The 17,201-nt window shown below is 69.3% G+C and carries 14 protein-coding genes, 1 pseudogene and 1 riboswitch; of the genes and pseudogenes, 3 read left to right on the top strand and 12 right to left on the bottom strand.

Features of this window, described 5'->3' with window-relative positions; genetic code table 11:
* Nucleotides 1-83 precede the first annotated feature (83 nt).
* Nucleotides 84-1,586, bottom strand: coding sequence for a glutamate-cysteine ligase family protein (locus ACIQMR_RS32395; RefSeq protein ID WP_401394903.1), 1,503 nt, complete (start codon nucleotides 1,584-1,586; stop codon nucleotides 84-86).
* Between the two features lie 479 nt (nucleotides 1,587-2,065).
* On the opposite strand from ACIQMR_RS32395, the gene ACIQMR_RS32390 reads away from it, so the two are divergent.
* Both ACIQMR_RS32390 and ACIQMR_RS32385 read left to right on the top strand, forming a co-directional pair.
* Nucleotides 2,066-2,656: a hypothetical protein gene (locus ACIQMR_RS32390; protein ID WP_401394901.1), complete on the top strand. Its 591-nt coding sequence runs from the start codon at nucleotides 2,066-2,068 to the stop codon at nucleotides 2,654-2,656.
* Between the two features lie 291 nt (nucleotides 2,657-2,947).
* Nucleotides 2,948-3,145, top strand: a complete 198-nt coding sequence (locus ACIQMR_RS32385) for a DUF5999 family protein (RefSeq protein WP_401394898.1) — start codon at nucleotides 2,948-2,950, stop codon at nucleotides 3,143-3,145.
* Between the two features lie 79 nt (nucleotides 3,146-3,224).
* On the opposite strand, the gene gcvP is transcribed toward ACIQMR_RS32385, so the two are convergent.
* The gene (gene gcvP, locus ACIQMR_RS32380) at nucleotides 3,225-6,110 is read right to left on the bottom strand and encodes an aminomethyl-transferring glycine dehydrogenase (protein WP_401394896.1); all 2,886 of its coding nucleotides are present in this window, start codon (nucleotides 6,108-6,110) and stop codon (nucleotides 3,225-3,227) included.
* Between the two features lie 178 nt (nucleotides 6,111-6,288).
* A riboswitch (glycine riboswitch) is annotated at nucleotides 6,289-6,384 on the bottom strand.
* Nucleotides 6,385-6,446: 62 nt separating this feature from the next.
* On the opposite strand from gcvP, the pseudogene ACIQMR_RS32375 reads away from it, so the two are divergent.
* Nucleotides 6,447-6,644: pseudogene (locus ACIQMR_RS32375) on the top strand (PRC-barrel domain-containing protein); the annotation flags it as partial.
* Between the two features lie 146 nt (nucleotides 6,645-6,790).
* On the opposite strand, the gene ACIQMR_RS32370 reads toward ACIQMR_RS32375, so the two are convergent.
* From ACIQMR_RS32370 to ACIQMR_RS32325, 10 genes are all read right to left on the bottom strand, one after another.
* Nucleotides 6,791-8,299, bottom strand: coding sequence for a DNA polymerase IV (locus ACIQMR_RS32370; RefSeq protein WP_401394893.1), 1,509 nt, complete (start codon nucleotides 8,297-8,299; stop codon nucleotides 6,791-6,793).
* A gap of 87 nt (nucleotides 8,300-8,386) precedes the next feature.
* On the bottom strand, nucleotides 8,387-8,935 hold the full coding sequence (locus tag ACIQMR_RS32365) for a MerR family transcriptional regulator (protein ID WP_401395142.1): 549 nt from the start codon (nucleotides 8,933-8,935) through the stop codon (nucleotides 8,387-8,389).
* 231 nt (nucleotides 8,936-9,166) lie between these two features.
* Complete coding sequence (locus ACIQMR_RS32360; protein ID WP_026281837.1) at nucleotides 9,167-9,640, bottom strand: bifunctional nuclease family protein; 474 nt, start codon at nucleotides 9,638-9,640, stop codon at nucleotides 9,167-9,169.
* Nucleotides 9,641-9,715: 75 nt separating this feature from the next.
* A complete protein-coding gene (locus ACIQMR_RS32355; RefSeq protein ID WP_401394890.1) occupies nucleotides 9,716-10,453 on the bottom strand; it encodes a MerR family transcriptional regulator in 738 nt (245 codons plus the stop codon).
* A gap of 15 nt (nucleotides 10,454-10,468) precedes the next feature.
* A complete protein-coding gene (locus ACIQMR_RS32350) occupies nucleotides 10,469-11,401 on the bottom strand; it encodes an FHA domain-containing protein (RefSeq protein ID WP_401395140.1) in 933 nt (310 codons plus the stop codon).
* 82 nt (nucleotides 11,402-11,483) lie between these two features.
* Complete coding sequence (locus tag ACIQMR_RS32345) at nucleotides 11,484-12,425, bottom strand: DUF881 domain-containing protein (RefSeq protein ID WP_401394887.1); 942 nt, start codon at nucleotides 12,423-12,425, stop codon at nucleotides 11,484-11,486.
* Between the two features lie 5 nt (nucleotides 12,426-12,430).
* A complete protein-coding gene (locus ACIQMR_RS32340; RefSeq protein ID WP_242332811.1) occupies nucleotides 12,431-12,763 on the bottom strand; it encodes a small basic family protein in 333 nt (110 codons plus the stop codon).
* Nucleotides 12,760-13,689 carry a DUF881 domain-containing protein gene (locus ACIQMR_RS32335; protein WP_401394884.1) on the bottom strand — a complete coding sequence of 310 codons (930 nt, stop codon included), beginning with the start codon at nucleotides 13,687-13,689 and terminating at the stop codon, nucleotides 12,760-12,762. The genes ACIQMR_RS32340 and ACIQMR_RS32335 overlap by 4 nt, the downstream gene beginning before the upstream one ends.
* A 109-nt stretch (nucleotides 13,690-13,798) precedes the next feature.
* The gene (locus tag ACIQMR_RS32330) at nucleotides 13,799-16,294 is read right to left on the bottom strand and encodes a sugar phosphate nucleotidyltransferase (RefSeq protein WP_401394881.1); all 2,496 of its coding nucleotides are present in this window, start codon (nucleotides 16,292-16,294) and stop codon (nucleotides 13,799-13,801) included.
* A gap of 114 nt (nucleotides 16,295-16,408) precedes the next feature.
* Entirely contained in the window at nucleotides 16,409-17,017 is a 609-nt protein-coding gene (locus ACIQMR_RS32325; protein ID WP_401394878.1) for a CDP-alcohol phosphatidyltransferase family protein, read from the bottom strand.
* Between the last annotated feature and the right edge of the window lie 184 nt (nucleotides 17,018-17,201).

The raw sequence follows: 17,201 nt of genomic DNA, 5'->3' as shown, positions 1-17,201 counted from the left end.
ACCGCCTCCTGTTGCCTCGTCCGCCGTCACAGCTTGCCCGACGGCGGCGCGGAGGTCGAAGGCAGGGCCGAGCCGGACGGGCGTCAGCGCGCCGGCGCCGACGGCCAGGTGTGCACGGGTTCGCCCAGATGCATCAGTTCGCTGTAGCGGCGGGTGACGGCGGCCAGCGCGGCCTCCCGGTCCAGGCCCGACTCCAGCGCCCGGTGAAAGGCGTCCACCTGCCACGACGCCCCGTTCACCCTGCGCCGGCACCGTCCTTCGATGGCGCCGAGGTAGAAGTCCCGATCCGCCGGCTCGACGTTCCACGCGTCGAGCCCGGCAGCGGCGAGCGGCAGCAACTCGTCGCGTACCAGCTTGACGGCGGGCACGCGGGTGAGGCCGCCGCCGCGGCCCGGTCGGGGCCACTGGAGTTCGGCGTCGATGCCGTGACGGCACGCGGTCTCGAAGTTCGCGGCGGCGGTCTCGAAGGGCATCCGGGTCCACAGCGGTCGTGATTCCTCCGCCAGCGCCCGCACGAGTCCGTAGTAGAAGGCCGCGTTGGCCACCACGTCGGTGACGGTCGGCCCGGCCGGGAGGACCCGGTTCTCCACCCGCAGATGCGGCACCCCGTCGGCGAGCCCGTACACGGGCCGGTTCCAGCGGTAGACGGTGCCGTTGTGCAGGACGAGTTCCTGCAGCCTCGGTACGCCGCCGTCGTCGAGCACGCGCAGCGGATCCTCGTCGTCGCAGATCGGCAGCAGCGCGGGGAAGTACCGCAGGTTCTCCTCGAAGAGCTCGTACGCGGAGTCGACCCAGCGTTCGCCGAACCAGGTCCTCGGGCGCACCCCCTGTGCCTGGAGCTCGGGCGGCCGGGTGTCGGTGGCCTGCTGGAACAGCGGCGGCCGGGACTCGCGCCACAGCTCCCTGCCGAACAGGAACGGAGAGTTGGCGCCGACGGCGATCTGCACCGCCGCGATGGCCTGCGCGGCGTTCCAGACCTGGGCGAACCGGCCGGGTGTCACCTGGAGGTGCAACTGCACCGACGTACAGGCCGCCTCGGGCGCGATGGAGGTCGAGGTGCAGCTGAGGCGCTCCACCCCGTCGATGTCGAGGACGAAGTCCTCACCGCGGGCCGCGACGATCTGATCGTTCAGCAGGGCGTAGCGGTCGACCTCCGAGAGATTCGCGGAGACCAGGTCATTGCTGGAGAGGGTCGGCAGTATTCCGATCATCACGATCCCGGCGTCGACCTCCGCGGCTTTGCGGTGGGCATATCCAAGACCGGTGCGGAGCTCCTCCGCCAGCCGGTCGAGGACACGGCCGCCCAGCCGGTGGGGAGCTATGTTGACCTCCAGGTTGAACATTCCGAGCTCGGTCTGGAAATCACGACTGGCAATGCGGTCGAGCACCTGAGCATTCATCATCCTCGGCAGCCCGTCGGGGCCCGCGAGATTCAGCTCTATCTCCAGCCCCATCAGATTCTTGGGACGATCGAACCTCTTCTCCGCCAGGAGCCTCCCCAGTCCCGCCAGACACTGCTGGAGCTTCCTCCGGTACCGTTGCCGATCGGACAGGTCGAACCCGCCTGCCACGACCTTCTCCCCCATCGAAGCGTCCCTCCTCGAGTGGGCAGCCCCTGGCCCAGCCGCTGATGTCACGGACGATAATGCCCAGACCCGGTGATCCATAACGCCTCGCGCGCGACGGCGGACCGCCCGCGCGAACCTGCATTCGTGCGGCACATTCCGTCGGCATGGCGCAGTACGCAGTTTCCACTTTCCGGTGAGTGGTGAAAAACTCCGACGAGATTCGGCCGTCCGCCTGTGGGGTAACAGCCCAGGTGATGGCGGTGCGTTCGCAGAGAATCTTGAGGAACTCCCCGTGGCAAAGGCCGGATTCGGCCTTGACTGCAATGCCGGAGACAGGTAGCTGAAACGTTGAGTGAACACGCGTCGTATAAACTCTGCGTACGGACCGGAGAGTTGGCGCCCGGCCATGGAATTTCGGCCCCCTCCGGCCCACGCTGACAGTGCCGTCCGCACCTCCCTTCGCATCACCCTGTCTCTTGAGTGAGAGGCGACCCACCATGCCGCTGCACGTTCCTCCGGCTCCCGCACCCGCTTTGCGCAGCGTCCTCGCGGCACTCGGTTCCCCCGCCGCAGTCCGCGAGGCCCGCACCCCCGCCCTCCGTTCCGTCCAGGGAGCGGTGAGTGCCGAACTCCCGCTCCCCGTCCATGTGCTGGACCAGGTGGTTCCGCACGGCAATCGCAGGCCACGCACCCGGCTGGCGGGCTGGCGCTTCCTGATCCGCGGCGGTGAACGTGCCATCGCCGCCGCGGACACGATGCTGACCCCGGACGGCTGGGCCTTCTCGCACTTCTTCGAAGGCCCGTACATCGCGTCGACCGAGCGAGCACTCCAACAGGCGGAGGCCCTTCCCGGGAGCTATCAGCCACGTCTGCTCTCCGTACCGGAGCTGTACATGCTGACCCTGTGGCTGCACGGAGACTGCGAGGCCGACGCGGCCAAGGGCAGGCCCGCGCCCGCCGACCTGCTGGTGCCCCTGGCCCCCGCGCCGCCCGGCATCGCCGCGCACCGGGCGCACCGGGTCGCCGATCTGCTGCCGGTGCTGACGCTGCGCGTCACCCCCGCGCCGCTGCTCGGCTCGCCCGCCTGACCGCCGGAGCAGGGTGTGCATGCCCCGTGACCCCAGGTCACGGGGCATGACCATGCCCCGTCCGGACTAGCCCGCTCCGGCTACCTGGAACCACCCGAAGGGACGGTGCAGTTGAGCTGAACCGTCCGCGCGGGTGACACGTCATTAAGTGGTAGGACGAGCTGCCGTGAAATACCTGCGGATTGACTCCCGTGGGGCAACACTGGGACCGGACGACAGATACGGGGGGCGGCAATGAGCACCGCACCGAGCCGCAGGACACTCACCACATCGCAGCGAAAGAACCCACCCATGTGCCAGCACGAGCCACCATGCCCGACCGCCGCCTCCGCCGACCGGGAGGCCGCGCGCCTCGTGGCACACCATCCGGAGCAGGGCTGGAGCCTGCTGTGCAACGGCGTCCTGCTCTTCGAGGACACGGGTGAGCTGCTTCCGGACGGTCGGATCATCGCCCCGCACCGGCCGCTGCGCGTGGTCACGGCCGCCTGAGTCAGTACGGACGAAAGGGCCGGCTCGGAGAACTCCGAACCGGCCCTGACGTGTGTCCGGGGGTGACCCGGCGGGTGCCTCAGCCGTCGTACTCGTCCAGCGGCGGGCAGGAGCAGACCAGGTTGCGGTCGCCGAAGGCGCCGTCGATGCGGCGCACCGGCGGCCAGTACTTGTCCGAGGGCTGGACGCCGGCCGGGAAGACGGCCTCCTCACGGCTGTACGCGTGGTCCCACTCGCCGCCGAGCGCGGCAGCGGTGTGCGGCGCGCCGCGCAGCGGGTTGTCCTCGGCGGGCCACTCACCCGAGGCGACCTTCTCGATCTCGGCGCGGATCGCGATCATCGCATCGCAGAACCGGTCGATCTCGGTCAGGTCCTCGCTCTCGGTGGGCTCGATCATCAGTGTGCCGGCCACCGGGAACGACATCGTCGGCGCGTGGAAGCCGTAGTCGATCAGGCGCTTGGCGATGTCGTCGACGCTGACGCCGGTCGCCTTCGACAGCGGCCGCAGGTCCACGATGCACTCGTGCGCGACGAGCCCGGCCGGGCCGGTGTAGAGCACCGGGTAGTGCGGCTCCAGGCGCTTGGCGATGTAGTTCGCCGCGAGCACCGCGACCTGGGTGGCGCGCGTGAGGCCTTCGCCGCCCATCAGCCGGACGTACGCCCAGGAGATCGGCAGGATGCCGGCGGAGCCCCACGGGGCGGCCGAGATCGGACCGACTCCGGTCTCCGGGCCCGCGGTGGGCTGGAGCGGGTGGTTCGGCAGGTACGGGGCGAGGTGCTCGCGAACGCCGACCGGGCCGACGCCGGGGCCGCCGCCACCGTGCGGGATGCAGAACGTCTTGTGCAGGTTGAGGTGCGAGACGTCGCCGCCGAACTTGCCCGGCTTGGCGAGCCCCACCAGCGCGTTGAGGTTGGCGCCGTCGACGTACACCTGGCCGCCGGCCTCGTGGACCTGGGCGCAGATGTCCGCGACGTGCTCCTCGAACACGCCGTGCGTGGACGGGTACGTGATCATGAGGACGGACAGCTCGTCACGGTACTGCTCGATCTTGGCGCGCAGGTCCGCGATGTCGATCTCGCCGTCGTCCGCGGTCTTCACGACGACGACCTTCATGCCGGCCATGACGGCGCTGGCGGCGTTGGTGCCGTGCGCGGAGGACGGGATGAGGCAGACGGTGCGCTGCTCGTCCCCGTTGGCGCGGTGGTAGGCGCGCACCGCGAGCAGACCCGCGAGCTCGCCCTGCGATCCGGCGTTCGGCTGGATGGACACCTTGTCGTAGCCGGTGACCTCGGCGAGACGCTCCTCCAGCTCACGGATCAGGGTCAGATAGCCCTGGGCCTGCCCGACGGGAGCGAAGGGGTGGATCTGGCCGAACTCGGGCCAGGTGACCGGCTCCATCTCGGTCGTCGCGTTCAGCTTCATGGTGCAGGAGCCGAGCGGGATCATGCCGCGGTCCAGCGCGTAGTCGCGGTCGGCGAGCTTGCGCAGGTAGCGGAGCATCGCGGTCTCGGAGCGGTGCGCGTGGAAGACCGGGTGGGTGAGGATGTCATCGTTGCGCAGCAGCGCGGCCGGGAGGGTGTCGGCGGCCGTGGCGTCGAGCGCCTCGATGTCGCCGTCGACGCCGAAGGCGGACCAGACGGCGGTCAGCTGGGCGCGCAGGGTGGTCTCGTCGCAGGAGATCGAGACATGGTCGGCGTCCACGAGATGCAGGTTGACACCGCTCTCACGGGCGGCCTCGACGATGCCGGCGGCCGTGCCGGGAACCCGGACGGTCAGCGTGTCGAAGTAGGCGCCGTGAACCGGCTCGACGCCCCCGGCGCGCAGACCTTCGGCGAGGATCGTGGCGTAGCGGTGGGTGCGGCGCGCGATCGCCTTCAGGCCCTCGGGACCGTGGTAGACCGCGTACATGCCGGCCATCACGGCGAGCAGCACCTGCGCGGTGCAGATGTTGCTGGTGGCCTTCTCGCGGCGGATGTGCTGCTCACGGGTCTGCAGGGCGAGACGGTAGGCCCGGTTGCCGTCGGCGTCGACGGAGACGCCGACGAGGCGGCCGGGGAGACTGCGGGCGTGCTTGTCCTGGACCGCCATGTAGCCGGCGTGCGGACCGCCGAAGCCCATGGGGACACCGAAGCGCTGCGTGGTGCCGACGGCGATGTCCGCACCGAGCGCGCCGGGCGAGGTGAGCAGCGTCAGCGCGAGCAGGTCGGCGGCGACGGTGACGATCGCGCCGAGCTCATGGGCCTGGTCGATGACCGGCTTGATGTCGCGCACGGCGCCGGAGGCACCCGGGTACTGGAGCAGCACGCCGAAGACGCCGCGTTCGGCGATCCCGGCGGGGATGCCGTCGCTGAGATCGGCGACGACGACCTCGACGCCGGTCGGCTCGGCGCGGGTCTCGATCACGGCGATGGTCTGCGGCAGGGCGTCGGCGTCGACCAGGAAGACGCCGTTCTTGACCTTGCCGACCCGGCGGGACAGGGACATGGCCTCGGCGGCCGCGGTGCCCTCGTCGAGCAGGGAGGCGCCGGAGGTGGGCAGCCCGGTCAGATCGGCGACCATCGTCTGGAAGTTGAGCAGGGCTTCGAGGCGGCCCTGGGAGATCTCCGGCTGGTACGGCGTGTACGCCGTGTACCAGGCGGGGTTCTCCATGACGTTCCGCAGGATGACCGGCGGCGTGAACGTGCCGTAGTAGCCGAGGCCGATCATCGGGGCGAGGACCTTGTTGCGGTCGGCGAGGATGCGCAGCTCGGCGAGGACCTCGGCCTCGGTGCGGGCCTCGGGGAGCCCCAGGGCCTCCGCGTTCTTGATCACGTCCGGTACGGCGGCGGCGGTCAGCTCGTCCAGCGAGCCGTAGCCGACCTGCGCGAGCATCTTCGCCTGGGCCTCGATGTCGGGCCCGATGTGGCGCTGCTCGAAGGGGGTGCCTCGCTCCAGCTGGGAGAGCGGAATGCGGTTGGCGGTCATTGCGGAGGCCTCCTGGTCGTTACGACCTTCGAGGGGCACCACGGCGCGGGTGCCCGGACGGCCTCCCCCTCTGTCATCTCAACCTGAGAGCTTCACCGGATCGCCCCGGGGGCGGTCCGGCTTTCACCGTCGGTGAGAGCGGATGCCGTCCGACGCCCGCCCTGCTTTCCAGAGTGACCTCGTCCGTGCGGTACAGGGGCCTGAGAGATTCCGGGGAGGATTTGCTCCTTCGGCGGCTCCGGCTTTCACCGGTGCGCTCTCCCGCACGGGGTCAGCAGCCGCTGCCAGCGTACCAGCGACGTCTCGTCCGGGACCGTCGAGTGGCCGACGCCCCAGATGTGCACTTTCGTAGTATTCAGTAATCCGTTGCGACCTGTTGGAGGGACCGTGCAGACCGAAATCGATCCGCGCAGCCTGATCGGCCGCAAGGCCTTCGACCGCAACGGCGCCAAGATCGGGACCGTGGACGAGGTGTATCTGGACGACGCGACGGGGGTTCCCGAGTGGGCTGCGGTACGCACCGGGCTGTTCAGCCGGGACGCGTTCGTTCCGCTGGAGCCCAGCGAGCTGGAGGGGGACGGCCTGCACATACCCTTCGAGCGCGCCCTGATCAAGGACGCACCCGACTTTGGTGTCGGCCGGCATCTCTCCCCCGATCAGGAACTGCAGCTGTACCACCACTACGGTCTGGACCTGCCCGCTCCGCCGGAGAAGCCGACCCCCCCTCCCTCGGCCTCCGACGACGCCGCCGGGAAGCCCGGCCCCGCCACGGGACCGGCGGGCGACCGCGACTTCGGCCGACTTGCCGGGCACGACGACTGATCCGGCGGCTGCCGCACCAGTGGCAGCGGTTCCGAGGGCTCCAGATCGGCGTCGTCCACGGCGAACGTCCGCACCCGCCCCGGCAGCACGGACCACGGCTCCTCGAAGCGGACGGTGACGCGTCCCAGCCCACTGCCCTGGACCCATCCCGCACCGTGCTCCGCGTGCCGCACGTCCTGGCCCGCGGACCAGCGACGTTCGGCCGGGGCCGGCGTCTCCTGGTGCTCCTGCGGTTCCTCGCCGGCCGGCTCCCGCACCGGACCTGTGTCCGCCTCGTCCTCCCGGCTCTCCCCCGCGGCGGCCTGAGCAAACAGATCCTCCTGCGTGTAGTCGGCGAGCCCGCTCACCCCCACGCCCAGCAGCCGGACTCCGCCCGTCGTGTCCACCGCCTCCAGCAGCCGGGCCGCGGCCTCCCGCACGACCGCGGGGTCGTCGGTGGGCCCGCGCAGCGTCTCCGACCGCGTCAGGGTCGAGAAGTCGAACCGCCGCACCTTCAGCACGATCGTCCGCCCTGAGTGACCGGACCCGCGCAACCGTCGCACACAGCGGTCCGCGAGACGCTCGACCTCCGTCCTGATCCGCACACGGTCGTGCAGATCAACGTCGAACGTGTCCTCGACCGACACCGATTTGGCGTCCCGCTCGGCGACCACGGGCCGGTCGTCGTATCCCATCGCCATCCGGTGGATCGCGGCCCCGTGCGCCTTCCCCAGGAGCCGTACCAGCTCGTCCTCGCCGGCCTCCGCCAGCTCGGCGACCGTGGTCATGCCCGCCCGCCGCAGATGCTCACCGGTCGCCGGGCCCACCCCGGGCAGGGTCCGGACCGGCATCGGGCCGAGCAGCTCCCGCTCGGTTCCCGGCTCTATCAGCACCAGCCCGTCGGGCTTGGCCTGCTCCGAGCCGATCTTCGCGAGCATCTTCGATCCGGCCAGGCCCACAGAACCGGTCAGCCGCGTGGCCTCGAGAATGTCCCTGCGCAGCCGCTCACCGGCCTCACGCGCCGAGTGCGCGTCATGGGCCGTGCCGCCCGCCTCCAGGTCCACGAAGGCCTCGTCCAGGCTCAGCGGCTCGACCAGGGGCGACAGCCGGCCCAGCAGCTCCATCACCTGGTCGCTGACCGACCTGTAGAGCGAGAACCGCGGCACCAGATACGCGGCGTTCGGACACAGACGCCGCGCCTGCGCCATGGGCATCGCGGAGTGCACACCGAACCGTCTCGCCTCGTACGACGCGGTGGCCACCACTCCGCGCACACCCAAGCCGCCGACGACGACCGGCTTCCCGCGCAGGCTGGGCTTCGCCGCCTGCTCCGCGGCGGCGAAGAACGCATCCATGTCCAGATGCAGGATGGTGGGCGCGGATCTCACAGCTCTGATGCTGCCCTACGGCACTGACATTCGGCCGCACGAGCGTGCGAGCCGGACCCGCGGCCGCTCTCCGGTGTCGGTACGCGGTCAGCCGGCCCGCTCACGGCGGCGCCGCGCGAGCTCATCGCCCGGATCGTGGCCGATCAGCGTCTCTCCGGTGTCGATGCGCTCGCCGTGCAGCTGCGACAGCGCGGCCTCCACATCCCGCCACACCACACCGACGGCGATCCCGAAGACGCCCTGCCCGCCTTGGAGCAGGTCGACGACCTCGTCGGGCGACGAGCACTCGTACACCGTCGCGCCGTCGCTCATCAGCGTCATGCGCTCCAGGTCCTCGAAGCCGCGCGCCCTCAGGTGCTGGACCGCCGCCCGGATGTTCTGCAGCGCGACTCCCGTGTCCAGGAAGCGCTTCACGATCTTGAGGACGACAACGTCCCGGAAGCTGTAGAGCCGCTGGGTGCCCGATCCGTACGCCGGCCGCACGCTGGGTTCGACCAGACCGGTCCGAGCCCAGTAGTCGAGCTGCCGATAGGTGATGCCCGCCGCCGCGCACGCCGTCGGCCCCCGGTAGCCGATGGTCTCGATCGTCGGCTCGGCCGTCGCGCTTCCGTCAAGCGGATACGGCACGCCCTCCATCGGACTGCGTCCGAGGGGACCCGCTGCCGTACCGTCGCCGCTGCTTCTCACGCCGACCTCCGTCCTTGACCTGCCCTCCTCGACGGTAGGGAGTCGCCAAGGGTGCGTCAACGATCGCCACACTCGGCACGCCGAGTGATAATCACCCTGAGAGTGGTTTCCCGTTCCCATTTCCCGGGAAAGGCTGCTCGAATCTGCCCATGTGCGCCGGTTTACGTCGCGGGTACCTGGTCACTGGCTGCTGGAGCCGAAATCCTCGGGCGAGATCTGATCGAGGAACTCGCGGAACTTCTCCACCTCGTCCTCCTGCTCGTCCGGGATCGCGATGCCCGCGTCGTCGAGGACCCCGTCACTGCCGTAGATCGGCGTACCGGTGCGCAGCGCGAGCGCTATGGCATCGGAGGGCCGGGCGCTCACCTCGACCCCGCTGGCGAAGACCAGCTCGGCGTAGAACACCCCCTCACGGAGATCCGTGATCCGGACCTCGGTGAGTTCCTGGCCGACGGCTTCCAGCACGTCCTTGAACAGGTCGTGGGTCAGCGGCCTGGCGGGGGCCATGCCCTGCTGCGCGAAGGCGATCGCGGTCGCCTCCCCCGGTCCGATCCAGATGGGGAGGTAGCGGTCGCCTCCCACTTCACGCAGGAGCACGATCGGCTGGTTCGAGGGCATTTCCACCCGGACACCCACAACGTCGAGCTCGTTCACACAGCAACCCTAGGACGTGCTCGGCAGGTTTGGGTAGTCGGGCTCCCCCGAGCTCGCTGCGAGCCCGGGGCATGCTCAGGGCAGTCGTACACCCAGTGCCGTCTGCACCAGGGCCGCGTGGAGCCGTACGGAGAGCGCCGCGAGCTCCTTCGTGGTCGCCTCGGCATGGGCTCTGGTCTGCGGATTGCGATGCCGACGCAGCGGGGCGACCACTTGTTCGACCAGCCCGGCCTCACGGTCCGCGGCCGCCTTCATCGCGCGCAGATGCCTCGGCTCCAGACCGAATCTGCCCAGATCGGCGATCAGTTTGGCCACGGTCACGGACTCGGCGTCGTAACCCTCGTCCGCCGCCGGAGTGATGAGCCCGTAGGACTCCCATTCGTCGAGCTCCGCCTCGGTCACCTCGGCGGCGGCGAGCAGCTCGGCCCGGCCGACCCGGGCAGCGGTGGGCCGCTCCGGCTGGAGCTCCCCTGCCGCGGCGGCGTCCCCCGGCGCGCCCTGGGGCGGCAGCGACGGCTCCTCACCGCGCCCCAGGGCGTCGAGATGCTCCCGGATGACCTTCAGAGGAAGATAGTGATCCCGCTGCATGCGGAGGACCTGCGCGAGCCGCTCGACGTCCTCCGGGCTGAATTTGCGGTAGCCCGAGGGGGTGCGCTGCGGCTCGACCAGCCCCTCGGCCTCCAGGAACCGGATCTTGGAGATCGTGACCTCGGGAAACTCGTCACGCAGCTGGGTCAGCACCGAGCCGATGCTGACCAGCCGGTTGCCACCGGCGGTGCCGTGACCGGCACCGCCCGTCGGAGTTCGCAGCATGGACTTCCCTGAGGGTCACACGCCCCGCTGGTTCGCGTAGAAGACCAGCCGGTACTTGCCGATCTGAACTTCGTCACCGTTCGCCACGACGACCGAGTCGATGGGCTCGCGGTTGACGTACGTGCCGTTGAGGCTGCCGACATCCGTGACGGTGAACGTGCCGTCGGCTCCCCTGCGGAACTCCACATGGCGACGGGACACCGTGAAGTCGTCGAGGAAGATGTCGCTCTGGGGGTGACGGCCCGCCGTCGTCAGCTCGCTGTCCAGGAGGAAGCGGCTGCCCGAGTTCGGTCCGCGACGCACCACGAGGAGCGCCGAGCCGAGCGGCAGCGCCTCGACGGCCGCCTGGGCCTCGGGCGAGAGCGAGGGAATGGGCGTCTGGCCTGTGGCCTCCGCCTCATAGGCCTCGATCCCGGAGATGGAGATCGTCGAGGTCGTCTCCGAAGCGCGCTCCGCAGGCGCTCCGGACCGCAGCGGCGCGCCGCAGTTGGAGCAGAAGCGGCTGGTTTCGGCGTTGCGATTGCCGCATCGCGTACACACCGGCATGGACGGATCCTCCTGCCGCGGCTGCCCCGCGGTGGCATGGGATGCATACGGGTCGGGCGTAAACCCTCCACCCGCACTTGAGGTTGACGGTTCCCCGAAACCTATGCGGCCGGGACCGGCAGGGTCAACAGCAGACGCGCCCTGACCGCCGGGAATGTCGCCCCCGGCGACCTCGTCCCGGAAGAGCGGGCGCTCGCCGCTCTGCTCCGCCTCCTGGCCATGGCGCGGTGCGCGATGGCGGGCCGAGCCGCTGTCATCGCGTGCGCTCTTGCCGAACAACTTCCCGAACAACTTCACGGGCGATTCCCCTTGACCGAAATAGACCCGCCCGTGGGGCAGGAACCCTGAACGAACACACTTGCCGACCCGGACACCCTCACAACGTCCGTACCCTCCGGACAGTTTCCACCACGCGGCATGCTTACGATGCGCCGACCCCCCGCAACCCTTTGTCCATGTCCGGCCTCCCCCTCACACCCCCGCCTCACCGGGAGGACGACCGAGCGTAGTCAGGCCGTTCCACAGGTCGCAAGGCGTCCACGACGATCTTCTGAGACCGCGCCACCGTGACGGTGGCCTGCTCCTTCTCCAAGGTCTGCACCACGCCCCCGGGAATGTTGAGCGCCGGCTCGAGGTCCTGGGGCTTGCCGATCACCTTGAACCGGTACGGGGCAGTGATCTTCTTCCCGTCCACCTCGATGTCGCCGTCACCGCCGGAGAAGTACGAGTCCGCGACGACCCGGGCACCATTGACCTGGATCGCCTCGGCGCCCGCGGCGCGCAGCTCCTGGATCGCGTCGAGCAGCATGTCCGACTCGACGGCGCCCGCGCCGTCGTCGATGGTCAGCGTGATACCGGGACCCTCGGCCGCCACCGTACCGGCAAGGATGCCCAGCTGGCGCTCCTTTTCCTGGGTCTGCTTCCGCGCCTCTTCGGCCTGGTCCGAGCTGGTCTCCAGCTCTGTGCGCTGATCTTCGAGACGCTGCTTCTCATCTTCCAGACGCGCGGTGCGGTCATCGAGTTCATCGAGGATGCGCACGAGATCTTCCTGACGCGCGCCGCGCAACGCGCTGTTGTCGCTCGTGGAGCGGACCTGGATCGCCAGACCGAGACCGAGGACGAACAGCAGGAGCGCGACGATGAGTTGGGCGCGGGAGAAGCGGGGCGGCCAGAGCCCTTCGACCAGCCGTTGCCGGCCTGTCAGCTGCGCTCCTTCGGCGGACGGCGCCCTCTCGGCGGCCGCCGTCTGCGCGTCGGGCGTCTCCGCGTCCGGTGTGCCCGCGGCCTGCGTCGCCGGGGGCTGTGCCTTCGGGGACTGCGCCTTCGGGGCGTCCCTCTCCGCGGTCTCCGCAGCCGCGGACTGGCTCGGCAGGGGCTGCGCCTGGTGATCGACCGGCTTCAGAGGAGTCGTGTCGTTGTCGCTCATCGGCCTCACGCCCGGAACACGTGGCGGCGGATGGCTGCCGCGTTGGAGAAGATCCGGATGCCGAGCACGACCACCACACCCGTGGACAGCTGGGCTCCGACGCCCAGCTTGTCGCCGAGGAAGACGATCAGCGCGGCGACCACGACGTTCGACAGGAACGAGACGACGAAGACCTTGTCGACGAAGATCCCGTCGAGCATGGCCCGCAGTCCGCCGAAGACCGCGTCGAGGGCCGCGACGACGGCGATCGGCAGGTAGGGCTCGACCACCGCCGGAACTTCGGGGCGGAGCAACAATCCCGCCACGACTCCCACGACGAGGCCCAGTACGGCGATCACGATGTGCCCTTCCCTGTGTCTGCCGTGCCCTGCCCGGTGCGCGCTGCGGCACCGGCGGTCCTCGGCTCTGCGGTACGTACGATCAGGCTCGGCGCGGCAGGCAGGCGCACCTCTTCCTGGGCGGCGATGCTGGTGCGGATGCCAAAGTTCTCCTGCAGCGCATGGAGGTACTGGCCGTCCGCACCGTCCTGGAAGCCGGTGCTGAGCTTCTTCCCGTCCCCCACCGCGAGCACCGTGTAGGGCGGCACCAGCGGTCTGTTGTCGACGAGTATGGCGTCGCCGGCCGCACGGATCGCGGACAGCGCGGTCAGCCGCTGTCCGTTGATCGAGACGGCCTCCGCACCCGCTTCCCAGAGCCCGTTGACGACGCGCTGCATGTCGCGGTCGCGAACCCGCCCCGTGTCGGAGAAGCCGCTGTTCTCACGCGGACCGCCGCCGGCCGACTCGCTGTCCTTGGCGTCGTCGACCACGAGCTTGACGCCCTGGCCGGTCACCTCGGTGGCGCCGGAGAGCAGGGCGACCAGGTCGCCCTGGCTGCCGCCGTGCTTCTCCAGGGCCTTGCGCTGCCGTTCGCCGACCTCGTCACGGAGACGGTCGACGCTCTTCTCCAACTCGTCGGCCGCCGACGTCTCCGCGTCGATGCGGTCGATCAGCTCCTCGCGCTCCTTCGCCACCACGGGTGCCGATATCCGCGCCTGCGCGGCACCGAGCGTCACGACGAGTGCCGCCAGCACCAGTCCCGCCCCGAGCCACAGCCGGGCCCGCAGCGTCTTCGGCAGCGGCCCTCCCTCGGCCTGCCTGCGGGCCGCGGCCTCCGCGTAACCGTCGTCGAGGCTGTGGTCCATGACATTGTTCAGCAGCGACATGGACGCATCCGGGCGCGGCGGCGGTGAGGCGGTGCTCCGGACGGGGGGCTGCTGCGGCATGCCGCACATCGTCGCACGCCGCAAGCGCTACCGCCGAATGGCCCCACCACTACGCCGGAGGACGGGCCCACCCGTCCTCCGGCGCACCGCTGTCAGGTCACCGACCTGCTCACTGACCTGCGCTGTCCACCACAGCCGACCACTCGTCGAGGAGCGCCTGGGCGGACGCGTCGTCCGGACCCTCGGCCCACAGATGGGTGACGGCCTCGGCCGGGGCGGGCAGCACCATCACCCACCGGCCGTCCGCCTCGACGACGCGCACGCCGTCCGTCGTGTCGACGGAGCGGTCTCCCGCTGCCTCGACCACCCTGCGCATCACGAGGCCCTTCACCGCCCATGGCGTCGCCATGTCCCGGCGCAGCACATGCGCCCGCGGAATCCGCGCGTCGATCTGGCTCAGCGTGAGCTGGGTGCGGGCCACCAGCCCGATGAGCCGCACGAACGCCGCCGTCCCGTCGAAGACGCTGCTGAACTCGGGCACGATGAACCCGCCACGGCCGTCTCCGCCGAAGATGGTGGATTCCTCCCGGCCGACCCGGGTCAGGTCGTCGGGCGAGGTGGTCGTCCACTCCACCTGTGTGCCGTGGTACGCGGCGACCTGCTCGGCGATCCGTGTCGTCGTCACCGGCAGGGCGACCCGTCCACTGCGACGCTCGGCGGCCACGAGGTCGAGCAGGACGAGCAGTGCCCTGTCGTCCTCGATGATGCGCCCCCGCTCGTCGACGAGTGACAGCCGTTCACCGACGGTGTCGAAGCGCACGCCGAACGCGGCCCGTGCGGACGCCACGATCTCACCGAGCCGCACCAGACCGGACCGGCGCTGATCGACCGTCTCGGTGGGGCGGGACTCGTCGAGCCCGGGATTGATCGTCAGCGCGTCCACGCCGAGCTTGCCGAGCAGGCTCGGCAGAACGAGCCCGGCGCTGCCGTTCGACGCGTCGACGACGACCTTGAGTCCCGCCTCGGCGATCCCCGTCGTGTCGACGTTGCGCAACAACGAACCCGTGTACGAGTCGTAGACGCTGGCGGGGAAGTACAGGTCACCGATCTCGCCCGGGAACGCCCGCCGGTACTCCTGACGCGCATAGACGCGATCCAGCTTCCGCTGTCCGGCCTGCGACAGGTCGGCTCCGCGCTCGTCGAAGAACATGATGTCGACGGAGTCCGGCACACCGGGCGACGTACGGATCATGATGCCGCCGGCGCTTCCGCGGCCGGTCTGCTGACGGGCGACGGGCAGCGGCACGTTCTCCAGGTCGCGCACGTCGATGGCGCTGGTCTGCAGCGCGGAGATCACGGCCCGTTTGAGCGCCCGCGCACCTCGCGAGTGGTCACGTGCCGTGGTGACGGTGGCGCCCTTCTTGAGCGTGGTGGCGTACGCCCCCGCGAGGCGCACGGCCAGCTCGGGCGTGATCTCGACGTTGATGATCCCGGAAACGCCCCGGGCCCCGAAGAGATGCGCCTGGCCGCGCGACTCCCAGATCACCGATGTGTTGACGAAGGCGCCGGCCTCGATGGTCTTGAACGGGTAGACGCGCACATTGCCCTGGACGATCGATTCCTCGCCGATCAGGCACTCGTCGCCGATGACGGCGCCGTCCTCGATCCGTGCGGCTCGCATGATGTCGGTGTTCTTACCGATCACGCAGCCGCGCAGATTGCTGTGCTGCCCGATGTACACGTTGTCGTGGATGACGGCACGGTGCAGAAACGCGCCGCTCTTCACGACCACGTTCGACCCGACGACGGTGTGCTCGCGAATCTCGACATCGGCTTCGACTTTTGCGTAGTCCCCGATGTAGAGCGGCCCGCGCAGTACGGCGTCCGGATGGACCTCGGCACCTTCGGCCACCCATACGCCGGGCGAGATCTCGAAGCCGTCGAGCTCGACGTCGACCTTGCCTTCGAGGACGTCCGCCTGGGCTTTCACATAGCTCTCGTGGGTGCCCACGTCCTCCCAGTAGCCCTCGGCGATGTAGCCGTAGATCGGCTTGCCTTCCTTCATGAGCTGCGGGAAGACATCACCGGACCAGTCCACCGGCACATCGGCCTCGACATAGTCGAAGACCTCGGGCTCCATCACGTAGATGCCGGTGTTCACGGTGTCCGAGAAGACCTGGCCCCAGGTCGGCTTTTCGAGGAACCGCTCGACCTGCCCGTGTTCGTCCACGATGGTGATGCCGAATTCGAGAGGATTCGGCACCCGGGTCAGGCACACCGTGACCAGTGCGCCCTTTTCCTTGTGGAACGAGATGAGATCGGTCAGGTCGAAGTCGGTGAGAGCGTCCCCGGAGATGACGAGAAACGCGTCGTCCTTCAGCGCCTCTTCGGCATTCTTCACGCTCCCCGCGGTGCCGAGTGGCTTCTCCTCGTTGGCATAGGTGAGCTCCATTCCCAGCTCTTCGCCGTCACCGAAATAGTTCTTGACGAGGGAGGCCAGGAACTGGACGGTTACGACCGTCTCATTGAGCCCATGCCGCTTCAGCAAGCGCAGCACATGCTCCATGATCGGCCTATTGGCCACCGGCAGGAGTGGCTTGGGCATGCTCGAGGTCATGGGGCGAAGTCGCGTACCTTCGCCGCCAGCCATCACGACGGCCTTCATGTCGGAAGCGTCCTCCTTGAAGAGACGACGGTCCAGCCGACTTCACCCGTCCGGGCAGGTCCTTCTCGATGTCACGTCGGACCGGCGGACTCTGCACAGCTCTGTGCATACGGCTCAATCAGCCACGGCATCAGCCTTGACGAGTCGGCGGACCTGAACCACGTAGAGGATCCCTGCCCACCAATACAGAGTTGTACCCCATCCTGCGAACGCCCATCCGAAGACTTCGGCAAGTGACGCAAGCCACGTGTTTCCGTCACTGAGCAGCAGGAGCGGGAACGCATACATCAAGTTGAAGGTAGCGGCCTTCCCCAGGAAGTTCACCTGGGGAGGCGGATAGCCGTGCCGGCGGAGGATTCCCACCATCACCAGGAGCATCAACTCCCGTGCCAAAAGAGCCAGGGTCAGCCACAGTGGCAGGATCTCGCGCCAGGTCAGGCCCACCAGGGTGGAAAGGATGTAAAGCCGGTCGGCGGCAGGGTCGAGGATCCGTCCCAGGCTGCTGATCTGGTTCCAGCGCCGGGCCAGCTTCCCGTCCAGATAGTCAGTGACCCCGCTCAGCGCCAGCACCAGCAGTGCCCAGCCGTCGGCCTTCGGGCCGCCGAACTCGGGCAGCAGGATCAGCCACAGGAACAGCGGTACGCCAAGCAGGCGAGCCATGCTGAGGATGTTGGGGATGGTGAGTACCCGGTCGGTCTGAACACGGGTCTCCTGGACCTCCACCCGGGGGCCTCCTGTGCCGAACGTACCAACGATGCCCCATGACCTTACCCTCAGGCGGATTCGGGGTATACACAGGGGTCGTCACCCATGGGCCCTGGAACGCAGAAAAGCCCCGGACCAGTACCTGGTCCGGGGCTTTCCCCACAATTTGTTCGGCGGTGTCCTACTCTCCCACAGGGTCCCC

It is taken from the genome of Streptomyces sp. NPDC091376, from assembly GCF_044757085.1.
GTDB lineage: Bacteria > Actinomycetota > Actinomycetes > Streptomycetales > Streptomycetaceae > Streptomyces > Streptomyces pratisoli.
The sequence above is the reverse complement of the archived record's forward strand: the minus strand, read 5'-3'. Positions and strand labels throughout refer to the sequence as shown.